At 29.3% G+C, this 18,161-nt stretch carries 18 protein-coding genes; 16 read left to right on the forward strand and 2 right to left on the reverse strand.

Annotated elements, in window-relative coordinates:
* Positions 1–134: 134 nt before the first annotated feature.
* Positions 135–287: a ribbon-helix-helix domain-containing protein gene (locus tag NWE74_RS01245; RefSeq protein WP_258241430.1), complete on the reverse strand. Its 153-nt coding sequence runs from the start codon at positions 285–287 to the stop codon at positions 135–137.
* A gap of 133 nt (positions 288–420) precedes the next feature.
* Between NWE74_RS01245 and NWE74_RS01250 the strand changes: the two genes are divergently transcribed.
* Positions 421–1,422, forward strand: coding sequence for a hypothetical protein (locus tag NWE74_RS01250; protein ID WP_258241431.1), 1,002 nt, complete (start codon positions 421–423; stop codon positions 1,420–1,422).
* Between the two features lie 51 nt (positions 1,423–1,473).
* On the opposite strand, the gene NWE74_RS01255 is transcribed toward NWE74_RS01250, so the two are convergent.
* Positions 1,474–1,782, reverse strand: a complete 309-nt coding sequence (locus NWE74_RS01255) for a nucleoside triphosphate pyrophosphohydrolase (protein ID WP_258241432.1) — start codon at positions 1,780–1,782, stop codon at positions 1,474–1,476.
* 132 nt (positions 1,783–1,914) lie between these two features.
* On the opposite strand from NWE74_RS01255, the gene NWE74_RS01260 reads away from it, so the two are divergent.
* The 15 genes from NWE74_RS01260 (at position 1,915) to NWE74_RS01330 (ending at position 18,156) form a co-directional block, all read left to right on the forward strand.
* Positions 1,915–4,443 (forward strand): DEAD/DEAH box helicase family protein, encoded by a 2,529-nt coding sequence (locus tag NWE74_RS01260; protein ID WP_258241433.1) that lies wholly within the window; start codon positions 1,915–1,917, stop codon positions 4,441–4,443.
* Positions 4,444–4,524: 81 nt separating this feature from the next.
* Positions 4,525–4,887 carry an HIT family protein gene (locus NWE74_RS01265; RefSeq protein WP_330666261.1) on the forward strand — a complete coding sequence of 121 codons (363 nt, stop codon included), beginning with the start codon at positions 4,525–4,527 and terminating at the stop codon, positions 4,885–4,887.
* A gap of 113 nt (positions 4,888–5,000) precedes the next feature.
* Positions 5,001–6,554: a hypothetical protein gene (locus NWE74_RS01270; RefSeq protein ID WP_258241434.1), complete on the forward strand. Its 1,554-nt coding sequence runs from the start codon at positions 5,001–5,003 to the stop codon at positions 6,552–6,554.
* A gap of 543 nt (positions 6,555–7,097) precedes the next feature.
* Positions 7,098–8,024, forward strand: a complete 927-nt coding sequence (locus NWE74_RS01275; RefSeq protein ID WP_258241435.1) for a LysR family transcriptional regulator — start codon at positions 7,098–7,100, stop codon at positions 8,022–8,024.
* A gap of 217 nt (positions 8,025–8,241) precedes the next feature.
* A complete protein-coding gene (locus NWE74_RS01280) occupies positions 8,242–9,447 on the forward strand; it encodes an acetyl-CoA C-acetyltransferase (RefSeq protein WP_258241436.1) in 1,206 nt (401 codons plus the stop codon).
* Positions 9,448–9,639: 192 nt separating this feature from the next.
* A complete protein-coding gene (locus NWE74_RS01285) occupies positions 9,640–10,452 on the forward strand; it encodes an enoyl-CoA hydratase-related protein (protein ID WP_258241437.1) in 813 nt (270 codons plus the stop codon).
* A 50-nt stretch (positions 10,453–10,502) separates the two neighbouring features.
* A complete protein-coding gene (locus NWE74_RS01290; RefSeq protein WP_330666262.1) occupies positions 10,503–11,345 on the forward strand; it encodes a 3-hydroxybutyryl-CoA dehydrogenase in 843 nt (280 codons plus the stop codon).
* A gap of 114 nt (positions 11,346–11,459) precedes the next feature.
* Entirely contained in the window at positions 11,460–12,584 is a 1,125-nt protein-coding gene (locus NWE74_RS01295; RefSeq protein ID WP_258241438.1) for an acyl-CoA dehydrogenase, read from the forward strand.
* Positions 12,585–12,612: 28 nt separating this feature from the next.
* Positions 12,613–13,410: an electron transfer flavoprotein subunit beta/FixA family protein gene (locus tag NWE74_RS01300; protein WP_258241439.1), complete on the forward strand. Its 798-nt coding sequence runs from the start codon at positions 12,613–12,615 to the stop codon at positions 13,408–13,410.
* 57 nt (positions 13,411–13,467) lie between these two features.
* Positions 13,468–14,442: an electron transfer flavoprotein subunit alpha/FixB family protein gene (locus tag NWE74_RS01305; protein ID WP_258241440.1), complete on the forward strand. Its 975-nt coding sequence runs from the start codon at positions 13,468–13,470 to the stop codon at positions 14,440–14,442.
* Positions 14,443–14,522: 80 nt separating this feature from the next.
* Positions 14,523–14,903, forward strand: coding sequence for a hotdog domain-containing protein (locus NWE74_RS01310; protein WP_258241441.1), 381 nt, complete (start codon positions 14,523–14,525; stop codon positions 14,901–14,903).
* A gap of 24 nt (positions 14,904–14,927) precedes the next feature.
* On the forward strand, positions 14,928–15,773 hold the full coding sequence (locus NWE74_RS01315) for a 3-keto-5-aminohexanoate cleavage protein (RefSeq protein WP_258241442.1): 846 nt from the start codon (positions 14,928–14,930) through the stop codon (positions 15,771–15,773).
* 21 nt (positions 15,774–15,794) lie between these two features.
* On the forward strand, positions 15,795–16,448 hold the full coding sequence (locus NWE74_RS01320) for a 3-oxoacid CoA-transferase subunit A (protein WP_258241443.1): 654 nt from the start codon (positions 15,795–15,797) through the stop codon (positions 16,446–16,448).
* The gene (locus NWE74_RS01325; RefSeq protein ID WP_258241444.1) at positions 16,449–17,108 is read left to right on the forward strand and encodes a 3-oxoacid CoA-transferase subunit B; all 660 of its coding nucleotides are present in this window, start codon (positions 16,449–16,451) and stop codon (positions 17,106–17,108) included. It begins immediately after the preceding gene.
* Positions 17,109–17,124: 16 nt separating this feature from the next.
* Complete coding sequence (locus NWE74_RS01330) at positions 17,125–18,156, forward strand: L-erythro-3,5-diaminohexanoate dehydrogenase (RefSeq protein WP_258241445.1); 1,032 nt, start codon at positions 17,125–17,127, stop codon at positions 18,154–18,156.
* Positions 18,157–18,161 lie beyond the last annotated feature (5 nt).

The raw sequence follows: 18,161 nt of genomic DNA on the forward strand, positions 1-18,161 counted from the left end.
TGACTAAGTTATCATAGACAATTGTACTAGACATTTAAGTTTACTAGAAATTATAATAAGTGAGTATACAAAAAAGCTAATGATATAGAGTTAAATAAAAATATCTGAAACATATAATAAAAAGTGGTAGTATTTTACTTTTTATTGCTGTATGTACAATTCAACTCACCTTCAACATATTTATCCAAAGCATAAACAATCAAATTATTAACACTTCTCTTTTCATGCTTAGCAAGAATCTCCAACTTACATTTAAGTTCTTTAGGAATAGTCAAAGAAGTCCTCATATTAACATCTTTATTAATCATAACATCACCTCATCCGTATTATATCCAAAAAATTCCGTTCATAACACAGTGATTTTAGTAAAACCTAATAGTAGCACTAAATATGCATCACTATGATACGGAGGTAGTATTTATGCCAGCACCACGAAAAATGATCCCAAAAGAAAAAATAATGAATCTAATAGAGAAAAGATACAATCAAAGAGAAATGTCAGAAATACTAAATATATCTGGAACTACAATGACAAGATTAATGAGAGAATATGATTTATCCACAAAGCCAAAGCCAGATCAAATAATTGGAAAAAGGTTTGGAAAACTAATAGCTATAAAAAGAGTAGAAAACACTAAAGAAGGTCGTAAAGTATATAAATGTAAATGTGACTGTGGAAATATTATACAAACTAAAGCAAAATATCTAAACAATGGAGACACCAGAAGTTGTGGGTGTTTTGAAAAAAATTTTAGTAAATATCAAGAAAAAAACTATAAAGAAGCTTTAAAAAGGGTTGGAGAAAAACATGGTATGCTAACTATTATAGATGTAGAAATAGCAAATACTAAAAAATATTACAAGATGGTATGCAAATGTGAATGTGGTAATATAACAAAAAGATCCTATGGAAGTTTACATCAGTATAATACACCATCTTGTGGGTGTCATGCAAGAGAAATGAGTAGTATAAGGATGAGTGAAAATATTTTAAGTCATTTTAAAAGTAGTAGAAATAAAAGTTGGTACTTCAAAAAACATGGGGAAATTATTTATTGTAGATCTGGCTATGAGGTTATATATGCAAATCATTTGATAATGAATAATATTGAATTTGAGTATGAGCCAGAAATTTTTAAACTAAAAAATGCAAAACGATATACACCTGATTTTTACTTAGTTAAGGAAGATAAATATATTGAAATTAAGGGAATACCATATGAAGTAATAGATATTAATAATCAAAAACACAGTGTTGAGCTTTTTAGAAAAAATCATACATTAGAAATCTATTACTGGGATGATCTATGGGAAATGTGTGACTTGCCTTATAAAGCATATACTAATTACAGAATTAGAGCCAATAGATTAGGCATTAGGGTAGAAGATTATTTAGGAAAAATTCTGTATCTAACATATTAATTTCATATAATACTATAAAAAAATTACTGGATTAATAAACCCAGTAATTTTTTAATATGTTTTCTTTAAAATAATATTTTTTTCAAAGCCACCTCTAGAATTCTTTTTCTGATTTCTTCTATCAAGGATCTCATTCTCACTATAACCATACTTTTTACCAATAGCAAAAAGAACCTCCATAACATCAGCAATCTCATCAAGATTTTTATCTTCTAAAAGCTCACCAACTTCCTCATTAAGCTTTTTGTAAAGATACTCTAGAGCTACATCATCAGAAACCTTAACAATATCACACTTATTACCACTAGACTCTATGATTTCAGGAATATTATCCCTAACTAACTTATCATAAACTTTCATAAAAGCACCTCCAAAAAATAATAATATAAAAATTATAAAACTAACATAAACCTTTGTCAAAAGATGATAAAATATAATAAGTATAAATTGGAAATAATAACTAAATAAAATAAGACCAGAAAGGTAGAAAATATGAACTTAAATTGTATAACCGGTCATGATGATCATTTATATAAAAGGATTCAACAAAGCATACATACGGCAACATCAATAGATATAATAGTATCATTCTTAATGGAAAGTGGAGTAAAATTAATTCAACAAGACTTAGAAGCGATAAAAGACAAAAATATTCCAATAAGAATACTTACAGGAAATTATTTAAATATAACGCAACCATCAGCACTATATCTTATAAAAGATATACTAGGAGATAAGGTTGATTTAAGATTTTATAATGACACGAAAAGGAGTTTTCACGCAAAGGCATATATATTTGAAAAAAATGAAGAAGGCGAAATATTTATAGGATCTTCTAACCTTTCAAGAAGTGCATGGACCAGTGGTATAGAATGGAATTATAGAATAGATAAAAAAGCAAACTATGATGATTTTAAGTTTTTCAAAGATGTATTTGAAGATTTATTTAATAATGAATCTATAATAGTGAATGATTATGAATTAGAACAATACTCAAAAACATGGAAAAGACCCAAAATCTATGCAAATGTAAATCATCAAAAAGAAGATATAAATTATGTTTATGATGATAACACATCACAAAATGTAAGTAGTATGTTTGAACCTAGGGGGGCTCAAATAGAAGCACTATATGAACTTAAAAAGACTAGATTAGATGGATTTGACAAGGGGTTAGTAGTAGCTGCTACTGGTATAGGTAAAACATACCTAGCTGCATTTGATAGCAAGGAGTTTAAAAGGGTTTTGTTTGTAGCTCATAGAGAAGAAATATTAAAACAGGCTTATGAAAGCTTTAAAAATATAAGAAATGATAAATATAAAAATTATAGTACAGAAGCTTATGACAAAGTAGCAGAAAGTAATTTAGAAAATAATTTATACAATAGTGATAATTATAATGAAGAAGGATATAATATGGGATTTTTTATGAATTCTATAAAAGATACTAATAGAGATATTATATTTGCATCTGTTCAAAGTTTAGGAAAAGAAGAGTATTTAAATGAAAATTACTTTCCTAAAGACTATTTTGACTACATAGTGGTAGATGAATTTCACCATGCTGTTTCAAATAACTATCAAAATATTATAAACTACTTTGAGCCAAAGTTTATGTTAGGTATAACAGCTACACCAGATAGACTAGATAATAAAGATGTATTTAGTGTTTGTAATTATAATACAGTCTATGAAGCTAGTTTAAAAACTGCAATAGATAAAGGATGGTTAGTGCCATTTAGGTATTATGGAATTTATGATGATAGTATAGATTATGACGATGTAGAATTTAAAAATGGTAAATACAACGAAAAAGAATTAGAAAAAGCATTAAGTATAAATAATAGAGCTAATGTAATTTTAAAACATTATAAAAAATACAAATCTAAAAGAGCGCTAGGATTTTGTACAAGTAAAGCTCATGCAGAGTTTATGGCTAAATATTTTAATGAAAGTGGTGTACCTTCATGCGCTGTGTATAGTGGCAATTATGGTCAGTACAATGAAGAAAGAAGTGTCGCTTTAAAAAAACTTATAGATGAAGATGTAAAAGTAATATTTTCTGTTGATATGTTTAATGAAGGGTTGGATGTAAAATCAGTTGATATGGTAATGTTTTTAAGGCCTACTGAATCACCAACTGTATTTTTACAACAATTAGGTAGAGGCTTAAGATTGGATAAAGATAAAAAATATCTAAATGTATTAGATTTTATAGGTAATTATAATAAGGCAAACTTAGTTCCATATTTACTTACAGGAGATAGCAAAATAAGAGAACGATGTACAGATATAATACCTAAAGAAGAAGATTATCCAGAGGACTGTTTTGTAGACTTTGATTTTAGACTTGTAGATATATTTGAAAAAATGAGAAAAGCAAATCAAAAGATAGAGGATATGATAAAAGAAGAATATTTTAATATAAAGATAGACTTAAATAAAATACCATCTAGGGTAGATTTATTTACGTATATGGATGATAATTTATATAATAACATTAAGAAAAAGTCAAAGTTAAATGCATTTAGAGATTACATAAAATTTTTAGATGATATAAATGAACTTAATGAAGGTGAAAAATTATTTATAAATACACTTGGACATGATTTTATAAAATTTATAGAAACTACAAGTATGAGTAAAACATATAAGTTACCTGTATTGTTATCATTTTACAATAATGGTAATATTAAATTAAAAATAAATGATGATGATTTATATAAATCTTTTACAGAATTTTATAGTAAAGGATCAAATGCTGTGGATATGTATAAGGACAAAGCAACATCTAACTTCACAACTTGGGGTAGAAAACAATATATAAGTTTGGCTAGAAAAAATCCAGTACATTTTTTATGTAAAACTAGTAGTGAATTTTTCTATTTAGATGGAGAAGATGTTTGTTTAAATGAAGAATTAAAAAATTACTTTGATAACAAAGAGTTTGTAAAACATGTATTTGATGCTATAGAGTTTAGAACTAAGGAATACTATAAAAATAGATTTGAAAATAAGTAATCCAAATGTATTTAATCCATGTAGGGATTTCTGACGTAGGATTAAATTCAGGATAATAGTATTAAAGATAGGAGAATAATTATGAGTTGTATATTTTGTGAAATGAATAATTACATATTAGAAAATGAAGTAGCATATGCTATATTTGATAAATTTCCAGTAAATGAAGGACACATGCTTTTTATACCTAAGAGACATGTAAAAGATTTTTTTGATTTAACAAGAAATGAGAGAGAATCTATATTTGAATTAGTAGATGAAGGAAAAAAACTACTTGATGAAAAATACTCTCCAGATGGATATAATGTAGGTGTAAATTGCGGAGAAGTATCAGGACAAACTGTTATGCATGTTCATGTGCATCTAATACCAAGGTATATTGGAGATACATCATGTCCTAAAGGTGGAGTTAGAGGGGTAATACCTGACAAAATGAAATATTAAATCAGTTAGTAAATATATTATTTATGATAAAGCCTTGGATTATTCCAAGGCTTTTCAAATATCAATATATGTTATAATGGATACAACTACACAATATAACAGGGGGAGCAAATATGGAGGCTAAGCATAAAGTTGGGGGCTTATGCAATATGGTATATATACTATACATAATATTTCTAATACAGCCAATTCAAAGCTTAATAAACAGTGGTATCATAAGTACTGATATAAAACTATTTCAAATAATATACAATATAGATATTGGAGATAAAATATGGTACTTTATTTTTCAAATCATGTTTTTATTTTTTATATTTATAGCAATAAGCACAGAATCAAAAAATATATCAGAATGTGAAGACAAAGGAAAGATAAAAATATTAAACAAAGAGCTATATTCATATAAAATATTTATAGCCCTTAATATTACTGGAGCTATAATACTTTTAGTATTAACTAAAGATAAAGAGTTGTTTTTACCAAGTATCTTATTAATAGCTGCGAGTATGCTCCTACACTTTGCTAAGGAAATGTATTTAAAAGCATGTTTATTTGATAGAAAAAGAATTTGGCTAGAAAAAATAACAAATGAAAAGTATGATGAAAAAGATATAGATACTAAGAATTGGAGACGTAAATTTTGGTTTGACAACAAAGTTAAGATAAATATTGAAGATAGAGCATCAAATATAACGATGAATATTGTAGCAATATTGATGTGTGTATTATTTTTTATAAATTTTGGTCTTATATTAACTACGTTTGTAGTAGGGTATTTTTTTATAAAAAACATAATAAAGTTATTAGAAAATGTATTTTCATTATTTACGACTATAGATGGTGTTTGTACTGGAGTATATGAAGAGCGTAAAAAAAATTCTGTTTTTTATATGGTTGTTGTTACAGATTACAAAAACAAAAAAGAAATCTGTTTAAAGTTAAATGAAACTTATTGTATAGATTCAATGGACAATATAAGTGTAGTTCATGGAGTTTTTTCTAAACAATGTATTTCTATTAACAATATTAAACAAAAGGAAGGCAATGCAGGGAGTTTCGCTATTTTCTTGATACCATTATTATTATTTGGGGGATTTAATATAAAAAATGAACCTGTTGAACCGATACAACATGAGCAATATCAGGATGCTACAATTATAGAACATAAGGGAGATCCTATACCTTTAGATAAATTAGGAAAGTATAAAGCTATAGATATTTCTAGTGAAAAAAATTATGAAGGTGTTGATATTGAATTAGATAAATTGTATTTAGGTAATAAAAGATCGAAGTTACTTTTTAGTGTTACAAATAATACTGACAAAGGAATGGTTTTAAACTTAGATTATAATACTTTTATTAGAAGTGATAAAGGACAAAATTCAAATATATTGCTTCCTGGTGTGAAGTACAATTTAGAGATGGATATTTTACAAAAACATAATAAAAAGTCTGTTAAGGAGCTAGTTGTTACTTTGGAGTATACTTTATCGGAGACAATTCTTTTTGAGTATTTAGATTATACTAATAATAATTTTTATCCTTTAAATGTAGTAGATAGTAATTGCGAGGTAGTTGTAAATTTAGTTAAAGAGGATTCTAAAATAAATTTCAGCGGTTATGATCAATTTTATAAAAAACAAGAAGATATAGTTAAATTTCAATGATATAAATAGGACTGTATTGGAATAAAAAATTAAAATAAATTAAAAAGTATTAAAGCCTTGGATTATTCCAAGGCTTTTTGAATATATACTCAACACCATAAAACATGTTAATAATAATTAACATAAAATAATAAAACTTTTAAGCACAGATTAAACGTCTATATGCATGTAAGAAAAAAGACAAATGAAAATTACTGACTATAAGAGCTGTATTTAAAATAAGTTAAATTATAAGAAAGAAAGAGTTAGATATGGATTTTAAAAAATATGCATCAACATTAGTAATAGGGGCTTAAAAAAAGTATTTATATATATTTTAAAAGTTCATACAAATCATAAAAAATGGCATGAGTTCGATATAGAATCAGACTCATGCTATTTTTTATATATAAATTACCTATGTTGCTAGTATTTTATAAGAATGTTAATATGAAGTTAAGAATGTTAATATGGAGTTAAGGGAAGTAAGAATTTAAACTAAATACATATAAAACTATATACTGACAGGTATATACAAAATAAAAGGATAGAGGGAATAAGAATATGAATATAAAAGAGATAATATACTTCTTGGAAGTAGTAAAAGAAACTAGTTTTACTAAAGCTGCGAATAATTTATATATATCCCAACCAGCTCTTAGCAAAGCAATAAAAAATTTAGAACAAGAAGTACAAACGCAATTAATCGAAAGAAATACAAAAAAATTTAACTTAACATATGAAGGTGAAATATTTTATGAAAATGCAAAAAAATCTATTGATATTATAAACACAGAGATATTTAAACTTCAAGATAGCATAACAAATTGCAGGAAAAAATTAACATTGGGGATACCGCCAGTTATAGGTAGTGTGTATTTCACATCTGCTGTAGCTAAATTTAAACAAGAATACCCAGACATAGATATCAAGATAATAGAAGAAGGAGCAAATAATATAAAATATAAAGTAGTAGATGAAAGTATAGAACTTGGAGCAGTAATATTTCCGGTAGAAGAAGACAGTATAATAGCATCACAGATAGTAAGTGGAGATGTAATGCTAGCTATAAGTAAAGATCATCCTTTGGCTAATAGAAAAAGTGTTGATATGAAAGAACTAAAAGATGAAAGATTTATTGTATTTAATGAAAATTTTATGATGTACGATAAAACAATAAATGCTTGCAAAAAATCGGGATTTGAGCCGAATATAGTAATGAAGATTTCACAATGGGATTTTATCTTAGAGATGGTAGCCCTAAATTACGGAATAGCAATAATGCCAAAACCAATAGTTCAGAGATACAAAATGAATGGAGTAAGTATGATATCTATCTCTAATCCTGGAATAAATTGGAATATTGGTTTTATAGTTAAAAAGGATAAATATATGTCTAAAACACTAAAGCTATTTGTAGAGTATGCAACAAATCATATCAGAAAAGAACATGAAAGTAAGAAAGAAGATAATCAATCAAAAATAAAATAAAGTAGTTAATACTTTTTATGAAATAATTAAAAGTATTTTTTGTATAAATACAATTTGTTAAACTTATAACTAAAAGTTATGAGCGTATAGTTTTTTGGAATTTTACAAAGAAGCTCTACCTATATATACTTATGTTAAAGAGAGAAACTTCAAAAAAAGATATAAAATTTGGAATAGAGACAAATTTCGAAGATTTAAGAAGTAGGGGGAAAAGAGAATGTCTAAAGTATATATAGTAGATGCAAAAAGAAGTCCAATCGGTAAGTTTTTAGGGGGATTATCTACAGTAGAACCAGCAGAACTTGCTGGTCAAGTAATTAAATCAGTAATAGAAACTAATAAGGTAGATGTAAGTAAAATAGATGAAGTAATATTAGGGAATGTATTACCAGCAGGTCAAGGTCAAGGTATAGCAAGGCAAGCAGCATTAAATGCCGACATACCATATGAAGTTCCAGCTTATGGAGTAAATATAATATGTGGAAGTGGTATGAAAACAGTTATGACTGCATATTCACAAATAAAAGCAGGAATGGGAGATTTAATAGTAGCAGGTGGGGTAGAAGTAATGTCTCAAGTTCCATATGTAACAGAAACTTCAATAAGAACTGGTAGTAAAATGGGTGGTATGAATCTTAAAGATAGTTTAGTATTAGATGGTTTAACTGATGCATTTAATAATTACCACATGGGAATAACTGCTGAAAACGTATCTGAAAAATATAATATAACAAGAGCTATGCAAGATGAATTTGCTTTCAAATCTCAACAAAAAGCAATCAATGCAATAGATAGCAAAAGATTTGTAGATGAAATAGTTCCAATAGAGGTGAAAACAAGAAAAGGTTCAGTAATAGTAGATACTGACGAATATCCAAATAGAAATACAGATTTAGAAAAACTTTCAAAATTAAGACCAGCATTTAAAAAAGACGGAACTGTAACAGCAGGAAATGCATCTGGTATAAATGATGGAGCTAGTATAGTGCTTGTAGCATCTGAAAAGGCAGTTAAGGAACATGGATTAAAGCCAATAGCTGAGTTAGTATCAGTAGGGCAAGGAGGAGTAGATCCTTCAGTAATGGGACTTGGACCTGTACCTGCTATAAAAGATGCATTAAACAAAGCTAGCATGAACTTAGCTGATATGGAGTTGATAGAGTTAAATGAAGCTTTTGCATCTCAATCATTAGGTGTAATAAAAGAGTTGAAAGATTATTATGGTGTTGATGATGCTTGGTTTGAAGAAAGAACTAATGTAAATGGTGGAGCAATAGCAATAGGACATCCGTTAGGTGCATCTGGAGCTAGAATAATAACAACACTTTTATATGAAATGAAAAAGAGAGAATTAAAACATGGGTTAGCATCTCTTTGCATAGGTGGAGGAATGGGAACTTGTGTAATAGTTAAATCAATATAAATACTTAACCTTAAAATCAAATTGATTAAATGAAACATCTATTATGAAAATATTAGTATGTGAATATTAAAAAATATACATATATATATAAAAGGGTTCTACAACGAACATGTAGAAATATAATATATAACCACAAACAAAAACGAATTTTGAAAAAATGTACTTAAGTTAATAGTATAAGAGGGTGGGAAAGTGTTTAAAAATTTAAATTGTACTAAATCAGGGAATGTTTATACAATTAAGATTACTAGAGAAAAATATTTAAATTCATTGAATGAAGAGGTTTTACAGGACTTAGATAGAGCTATTGATATTATTTCTAATGATGAAGATATTTATGTAGGAATAATAACAGGTATTGGGAAAACATTTGTTGCGGGAGCTGATATAGGAGCAATGAAGGAAATGAGTTTCAACGAAGGGGTAAAATTTTCTGAGTATGGAAATTCCATATTTAAAAAAATAGAAAACTGTGAGAAACCAATAATTGCAGCTATAAATGGATTTTGCTTAGGTGGGGGCTTAGAACTTGCTATGAGTTGTGATATTAGAATAGCAAGCCAAAATGCTAAGTTTGGACAAGTAGAAGCGAATCTTGGAATAATTCCAGGTTTTGGTGGAACTCAAAGACTACCTAGGATAGTTGGTATAGCAAAAGCTAAAGAACTTGTATATACAGCACAAATAATAAAAGCAGAAGAAGCTGAAAATATAGGTTTAGTAAATAAAGTAACAACAAAAGAAGCATTATTAGATGAATGTTTAGAAATGGCCAATTTAATAGCAACTAAAGGGCAAATAGCACTTAGATATGCTAAAAACGCTATAAATAATGGTTATGAAATGGATATAGATAAAGGCATAAACTTAGAAAGTAATTTATTTGGATTATGCTTTGCAAGTGAAGATCAAGAAGAAGGTATGAGTGCTTTCTTAGAAAAGAGAGAAGCAAAATTCATAAACACTATTAAAAAAGTAAATAGTTCATTAGAAGGTAATGTGTAAATATTTTATACATTGAAATATATACATTTTATATTTAGGGGGAACACATCATGAAAGTAATGGTAATAGGAAGCGGTACTATGGGAAGTGGTATTGCTGAAGTATTTATATCAAATGGGCATGAAGTAATTCTTAGAGATATAAGTGAAGATATTGTAGATAAAGGTGTTAAATTAATAACAAAAAATTTAGATAGAAAAGTATTAAAAGAAAAAATAAAAGAAGAAGATAAAATTCAAATATTAAGTAGACTTGAAAAAACTATAGACCTTGAAAAAGCAAAAGACTGTGATTTAGTAATAGAAGCTATAGTTGAAAATATACAAATTAAAAAGCAATTGTTTAAAGATTTAGATGCTATATGTAAGAAAGAAACTATATTAGCAACAAATACATCATCTTTATCAATAACAGATTTATCAGTAAGCACAAACAGACCAGATAAAGTTATAGGAATGCACTTCTTCAATCCAGCACCAGTTATGAAATTGATTGAAGTAATAGACGGCATGCTAACATCAGAGCAAACACATCAGACAATATTAGAATTATCCACACAATTAGAAAAAACACCAGTAAGCGTAAAAGAATCACCAGGATTTGTAGTTAATAGAATATTAGTACCTATGATAAATGAGGCAATAGGAATATTTGCAGAAAATATTGCTAGTGCAAAAGATATAGATGATGCTATGAAGTTAGGAGCTAATCATCCAATAGGGCCTTTAGCATTAGGAGACCTTATAGGTTTAGATGTATGTCTAAATATAATGGAAGTACTTTATACTGAATTTGGAGATTCAAAATATAGACCACATCCACTTCTTAAAAAGATGGTTAGAGGTGGAATACTAGGAAGAAAAACTAAAAAAGGATTTTACGATTATAACTAATTTATTTAAAAAAGAAGTTAATCTAGAGCTCCTACACTATATATAGATGGATGTTGAGGAACTAGTTTAATCATAAAAAAGCTAATCATTTTCAGAAAAGAGGGGAAATTTTTAATGGAAAAATATGAATTATTAAAACAAATGTATAGTGAGTTTACACAAAATGAGGTAGCTCCTATAGCTCATGAAATAGATGAGGAAGAAAAGTTTCCATATGAAACTGTTGAAAAATTGAGCAAATATGGATTTTTAGGAATACCTTTCCCTAAAGAGTATGGTGGAGAAGGTGGAGACTATTTAGGTTACTCAATGGCTGTTGAAGAATTATCTAAAGCATGTGCAACTACAGGGGTAATAGTTTCAGCTCATACTTCATTATGTGGAAGTCCTATATTTGAGTTTGGTACAAAAGAACAAAAAGAAAAATTCTTAGTTCCTCTAGCTAAAGGTGAAAAGCTAGGTGCATTTGGTTTAACTGAGCCTAATGCAGGTACAGATGCATCAGGTCAACAAACTATAGCTGTATTAGATGGAGATGAATATGTATTAAATGGTTCAAAGGTATTTATAACTAATGCAGGACCAGCCGATACATACGTAGTAATGGCTATGACTGATAAATCTAAAGGAACTCGTGGAATATCAGCTTTCATAGTTGAAAAAGGAACTGAAGGTTTCTCTGTAGGTAAAAAAGAAAAGAAATTAGGAATAAGAGGGTCTGCAACTTGTGAGTTGATATTTGAAAATTGTAGAATACCTAAAGAAAATATGTTAGGAAAAGAAGGTCAAGGCTTTAAGATAGCTATGAAGACACTAGACGGTGGTCGTATAGGAATAGCAGCACAAGCTCTTGGGATAGCTCAAGGAGCATTAGATGTTACTGTTAACTATGTTAAAGAAAGAAAGCAATTTGGTAGAAGTATAGCTGCATTCCAAAATACTCAATTTGAATTAGCTGATATGAAAACTAAGGTTGAAGCTGCAAGACATTTAGTATATGATGCTGCAACTAAAAAAGATTCAGGTAAATCATACGGTGTAGAAGCAGCAATGGCAAAACTTTACGCTGCAGAAGTTGCAATGGAAGTTACTACTAAAGCAGTTCAACTTCATGGTGGATATGGATATACACGTGAATATGAAGTTGAAAGAATGATGAGAGATGCAAAAATAACTGAGATATATGAAGGAACAAGTGAAGTTCAAAAAATGGTAATAAGTGCAAACTTACTTAAATAGTCTTGAGAGAAATTTGGGAGGGAAAAACATGAATATATTAGTTTGTATAAAACAAGTGCCAGATACAACAGAAGTAAAGTTAGATCCTAAAACTGGTACATTAATAAGAGATGGAATTCCAAGTATAATAAATCCTGATGATAAAGCAGGGATAGAAGAAGCAATAAGCATAAAAGAGCAAACGGGAGCTACTATAACTGTATTAACAATGGGACCTCCTCAAGCTAAAAATGCACTAAAAGAAGCTTTAGCAATGGGTGCTGATAGAGCTATACTTCTTACAGACAGAGCATTTGCTGGAGCTGATACACTTGCAACTTCAAAAACAATAGCAGGTGCTATAAAAAATATAGAGCATGATTTAATAATAGCAGGAAGACAAGCGATAGATGGAGATACTGCACAAGTTGGTCCTCAAATTGCAAATCATCTTGGTATACCATCAATAACATATGTTGAAAAAATGGAAGTTGAAGGAGACACTATAACAGTAAACAGAGCGTTTGAAGATGGATATCAAGTTATAAAGGCTAAGATGCCAGTACTTGTAACTACTTTAAAAGAAATGAATAGTCCAAGATACATGAAAATATCTAGAATATACGATTGTATGTCAGAAGATAAGATAGAAATTTGGGGATTAAAGGATATAGAAGTTAACTTAGAAGAAATAGGATTAAAAGGTTCGCCAACTAAAGTTAAAAAGTCTTTTACTAAAGGAGTTAAGGCTAAAGGTACACTTCATGATGTAGGAGAACAAGAAGCAGCATCATTAATTATAAATTCTTTAAAAGAAAAGTTTATACTAACTGAAGCAAAAGCTTAAAAAATGATTTGACAAAAAAATTACTAAAAAAGATAGTAATTAATAGGAGGAAAAACGATGAGTGTAATGGTTTTTGTTGAACAAAGAAGCGGAGAACTACAAAATGTTTCTTTGGAATTATTAGGAAAAGGTAGAGAGTTAGCTGATAAAATAAATAATAAATTAAGTGCTGTACTATTAGGCCATAATATAGAAAATTTAAGTGAAGAGCTTATACAATATGGAGCAGATGAAGTAGTTTGTGTTGAAGATGAAAATTTAGATGTATACTTAACTAGTACATATACTAAAGCCCTTACAGAAGTAATTAACAAAAAAGATCCAGATATAGTTTTAGTAGGAGCAACTACAATAGGTAGAGACTTAGCTCCAAGAGTAAGTGCTACTATAGGGACAGGGCTTACAGCAGACTGTACATCACTTGAAATAGATGAAGAAAACCAAGGATTATTAATGACTAGACCAGCATTTGGTGGGAATATAATGGCTACAATAATATGTCCAAATCATAGACCACAAATGAGTACTGTAAGACCTGGAGTTATGAAAAAGCTAGAAAGAGATATAGCTAGAACAGGTAATATAGAAAAGATAGACGTTGATTTCTCAGAATGTGATAAGAATGTAGAAGTATTAAAATATGTTAAGGAAAATGTAAAAAAGGTTAACATAGAAGATGCAAAGGTTCTTATATCAGCAGGTAGAGGAATTGGTTCTAAAGAAAATATGGATGCTGTATATGAATTAGCAGATATATTAGGAGCTGAAGTAAGTGCTTCTCGTGCTGTAGTTGATGCAGGATGGGTTGATAAATCTCGTCAAGTAGGTCAAACAGGTAAGACCGTAAGACCAGATGTATATATTGCTTGTGGTATATCAGGAGCAATACAACATTTAGCTGGTATGGAAGAGTCTGAATATATAATTGCTATAAATAACAATAGCGATGCAGCAATATTTGAAGTAGCAGACCTTTCTTTAGTAGGAGATGTTAACAAAGTAATTAAAAACTTAATACAAGAGTTAGCATAGAAAAAAGATTTTAACTAATTGGTATAGGTAAAAATCTATACCAATTAGCTAATATATATATTCATTAGGGGGAACTTAATATGAAAGCAATGATAAGACTTAGAATGGGAAGTCATGATGCACATTATGGCGGAAATTTAGTAGATGGAGCTAAAATGCTTCAATTATTTGGAGATGTAGCTACTGAGTTACTTATTCAAAATGATGGGGATGAAGGATTATTCAAAGCATACGATAGTGTTGAATTTTTAGCACCAGTATATGCTGGAGATTATATAGAAGCTGTTGGAGAAATAGTTAAGGTAGGAAATAGTTCAAGAAAAATGGTATTTGAAGCTAGAAAAGTTATAGTACCAAGATTTGATATAAGTGATTCAGCAGCAGATGTTTTAGAAGAACCAATAGTAGTTTGTAAGGCAAGTGGAACTTGTGTAGTACCTAAAGACAAGCAAAGATATTAGTTAAAAAAGGGGGAGCCGCTTAATATGGAAAAAGTAATAATTACAGCAGCTATAAGTGGTGCAGAAGTAACAAAAGAACATAATGAAAATGTACCATATACTGTAGAAGAAGTAGTAAGAGAAGCAAAATCTGCTTATGATGCTGGAGCTAGTATAATACATCTTCATGTAAGACATGATGATGGTACTCCAACTCAAGATATAAATAGATTTAAAGAATGTATAGATGCAATAAAAGAGGTTTGTAAAGATGCGATAGTTCAACCTTCAACTGGAGGGGCAGTTGGAATGAGCAATGAAGAAAGAGTACAGCCTGTAAACTTACATCCAGAAATGGCAACATTAGATTGTGGTACTTGTAACTTTGGTGGAGATGATATATTTGTTAACACTGAAAATACTATAAAAGAATTTGGTAAAAAGATGATAGAATTAAATGTTAAGCCAGAAATAGAAGTATTTGATAAAGGTATGGTAGACATGGCCTTAAGACTTAACAAAAAAGGATTTATAAATGATAATATGCACTTTAACTTTGTAATGGGAGTTAATGGTGGTATAAGTGGAACATATAGAGATTTAATGTTTATGAGACAAAGCATACCAAGTAATGCTACTTTCACTGTAAGTGGTGTAGGAAGATGTCAGTTTGACATGATAGCACTAAGTGTGTTAATGGGAGGGCATGTCCGAGTAGGATTTGAGGATAATGTTTATATGGAAAAAGGTGTAAAAGCTAAATCTAATGGAGAATTAGTTCAAAAAGCTGCAAATATTGTTAAAGCATTAGGAAGACAAGTAGCTACACCAAAAGAAGCTCGTGAGATATTAGGTTTAGAAGTTAAGGAATTAACAGCACAAGAAGCTTAAAATATATTAGGGGGAAAAAACATGAATAAGGTTATATCTTTAGAAAAATTAAAAGATATTTTTAAAGACGATATGACTATTATGATAGGTGGATTTTTAGGATGTGGTACTGGTGAGAAACTTATAGATGCACTTATACAATCAGATGCTAAGAATTTAACTATAATAGGAAATGATACTTCTTTTGTGGATAGAGGTATAGGAAGATTAATAGTAAATAATCAAGTAAAGAAAGTTATAGCGTCACACATTGGAACTAATGCACAGACTGGTCAGTTAATGAATGAAGGGAAGCTTGAAGTAGAATTATCTCCACAAGGAACTCTTATAGAAAGAGTAAGAGCAGGAGGATTTGGCTTAGGTGGAATATTAACTCCAACTGGGGTAGGAACATTAGTAGAAGAAAATAAACAAAAAGTAAGTGTTAATAATAAAGAGTATTTATTAGAAGAGCCATTAAGAGCAGATATAGCACTTGTTAAGGGTAGTATAGTAGATGAATTTGGTAACACAGTGTACAAAGGAACTACTAAAAACTTTAATCCAATGATAGCAATGGCAAGTGATATTGTAATTGTTGAAGCAGAAGAATTTGTAAATACTGGTGAAATTAATAAAGAAATGATTATGACTCCAGGTGTAGTAGTAGATTACATTGTAAAGGAGGCTAATTAAATGAATCCTAAAGAAACTATAGCAAGAAGGGTTGCCCAAGAATTTAAAGATGGTCAATTAATAAACCTAGGAATAGGACTTCCAACTTTAACTACAAATTATATTGAAGATGGAATAAATGTAACTTTCCAATCAGAAAATGGAATGGTTGGAATGGGAAAAGTTGCAGATACAGATGAAATAGATTTAGATATAACAAATGCAGGTGGACAATGTGTAACTATAAATGATGATGGAGCTTTCTTTGATACAGCAACGTCTTTTGGATTAATCAGAGGAGGACACGTTGATGTAACAGTATTAGGAGCTTTAGAAGTAGATCAAAATGGAAACTTAGCTAACTGGATAGTTCCTGGGAAAATGGTTCCTGGTATGGGAGGAGCTATGGATTTAGTAGTTGGAGCTAAGAAAGTAATAGTTGCAATGTTACATACTGCTAAAGGAAAATCTAAAATACTTAAAAACTGTACCCTTCCATTGACTGCAAAGAATGTAGTTGATATGATAGTAACTGAACTTGCTGTTATGAAAGTAACTGAAAAGGGATTACTTGTAACAGAAATTAGTGAAGGGGTAACTGTTAAAGAGTTAATAGAAATGACTGAGGCAGACTTAATCATATCAGAAGATTTAGTATGTAGAGAAGTACAAACAATATAACAAGGGGGATATAAAGATGAGAGGATGCAAGTATGGGACACATAGAGTAATAAAGGAGAACGTTTTACCTCAACCGGCTAAAAAAATAAGCAATGATATGAATATATATGATAATGAAATATTAATAGATGTTCAAGCTTTAAACATAGATTCAGCAAGTTTCACTCAAATAGAAGAAGAGTGTAATCATGATGTAGAAAAAATAAAAGCAAAAATATTAGAAATAGTAGAAGAAAAAGGTAAAATGCAAAATCCAGTAACGGGTTCTGGAGGAATGTTAATAGGAACTATAGAAAAAATAGGTTCTGATTTAGAAGGAAAGATAGATCTAAAAGTAGGGGATAAGATAGCTACACTTGTTTCTTTATCATTAACACCATTAAAGATAGAAGAAATAATAGATATAAAATCAGATATAGATAGAGTTGAAATCAAAGGGAAAGCGGTTTTATTTGAAAGTGGGATATACGCAAAATTACCAACAGATATGGAAGAAACATTAGCACTAGCTGCTTTAGATGTAGCAGGAGCACCTGCTCAAACTCAAAAGTTAGTTAAAGAAGGTCAAAGTGTTTTAATACTAGGGGCTGCAGGTAAGTCAGGAATGCTTTGCTGTTATGAAGCTAGAAAAAAAGCAGGTAAAACAGGTAAGGTAATAGGGCTTGTAATAAATAAGGAACAAGCAGATTTTATAAAAGAAAATGATCTTGTTGATGAAGCAATAATAGTAGATGCTCAAAATCCTAATGCAGTTTTAAATAAAGTATTAGAAGTAAACGAGGGTAAAGAAGTAGATTTATCTATAAACTGTGTAAACGTTTCTAACACAGAAATGAGTACAATATTACCAGTTAGAGATGGAGGAATAGTATACTTCTTCTCAATGGCAACTGCATTTACAAAAGCAGCACTTGGAGCTGAAGGTGTTGGTAAAGATGTAGATATGATAATAGGGAATGGATACACTAAAGGGCATGCAGATGTTACATTAACAGCATTAAGAGAAAGTGAAACTTTAAGAAATATATTTAAAAAATTATACGTATAATTAGG

This window comes from Romboutsia lituseburensis (assembly GCF_024723825.1).
In the GTDB taxonomy this organism is placed as follows: domain Bacteria; phylum Bacillota; class Clostridia; order Peptostreptococcales; family Peptostreptococcaceae; genus Romboutsia_F; species Romboutsia_F lituseburensis_A.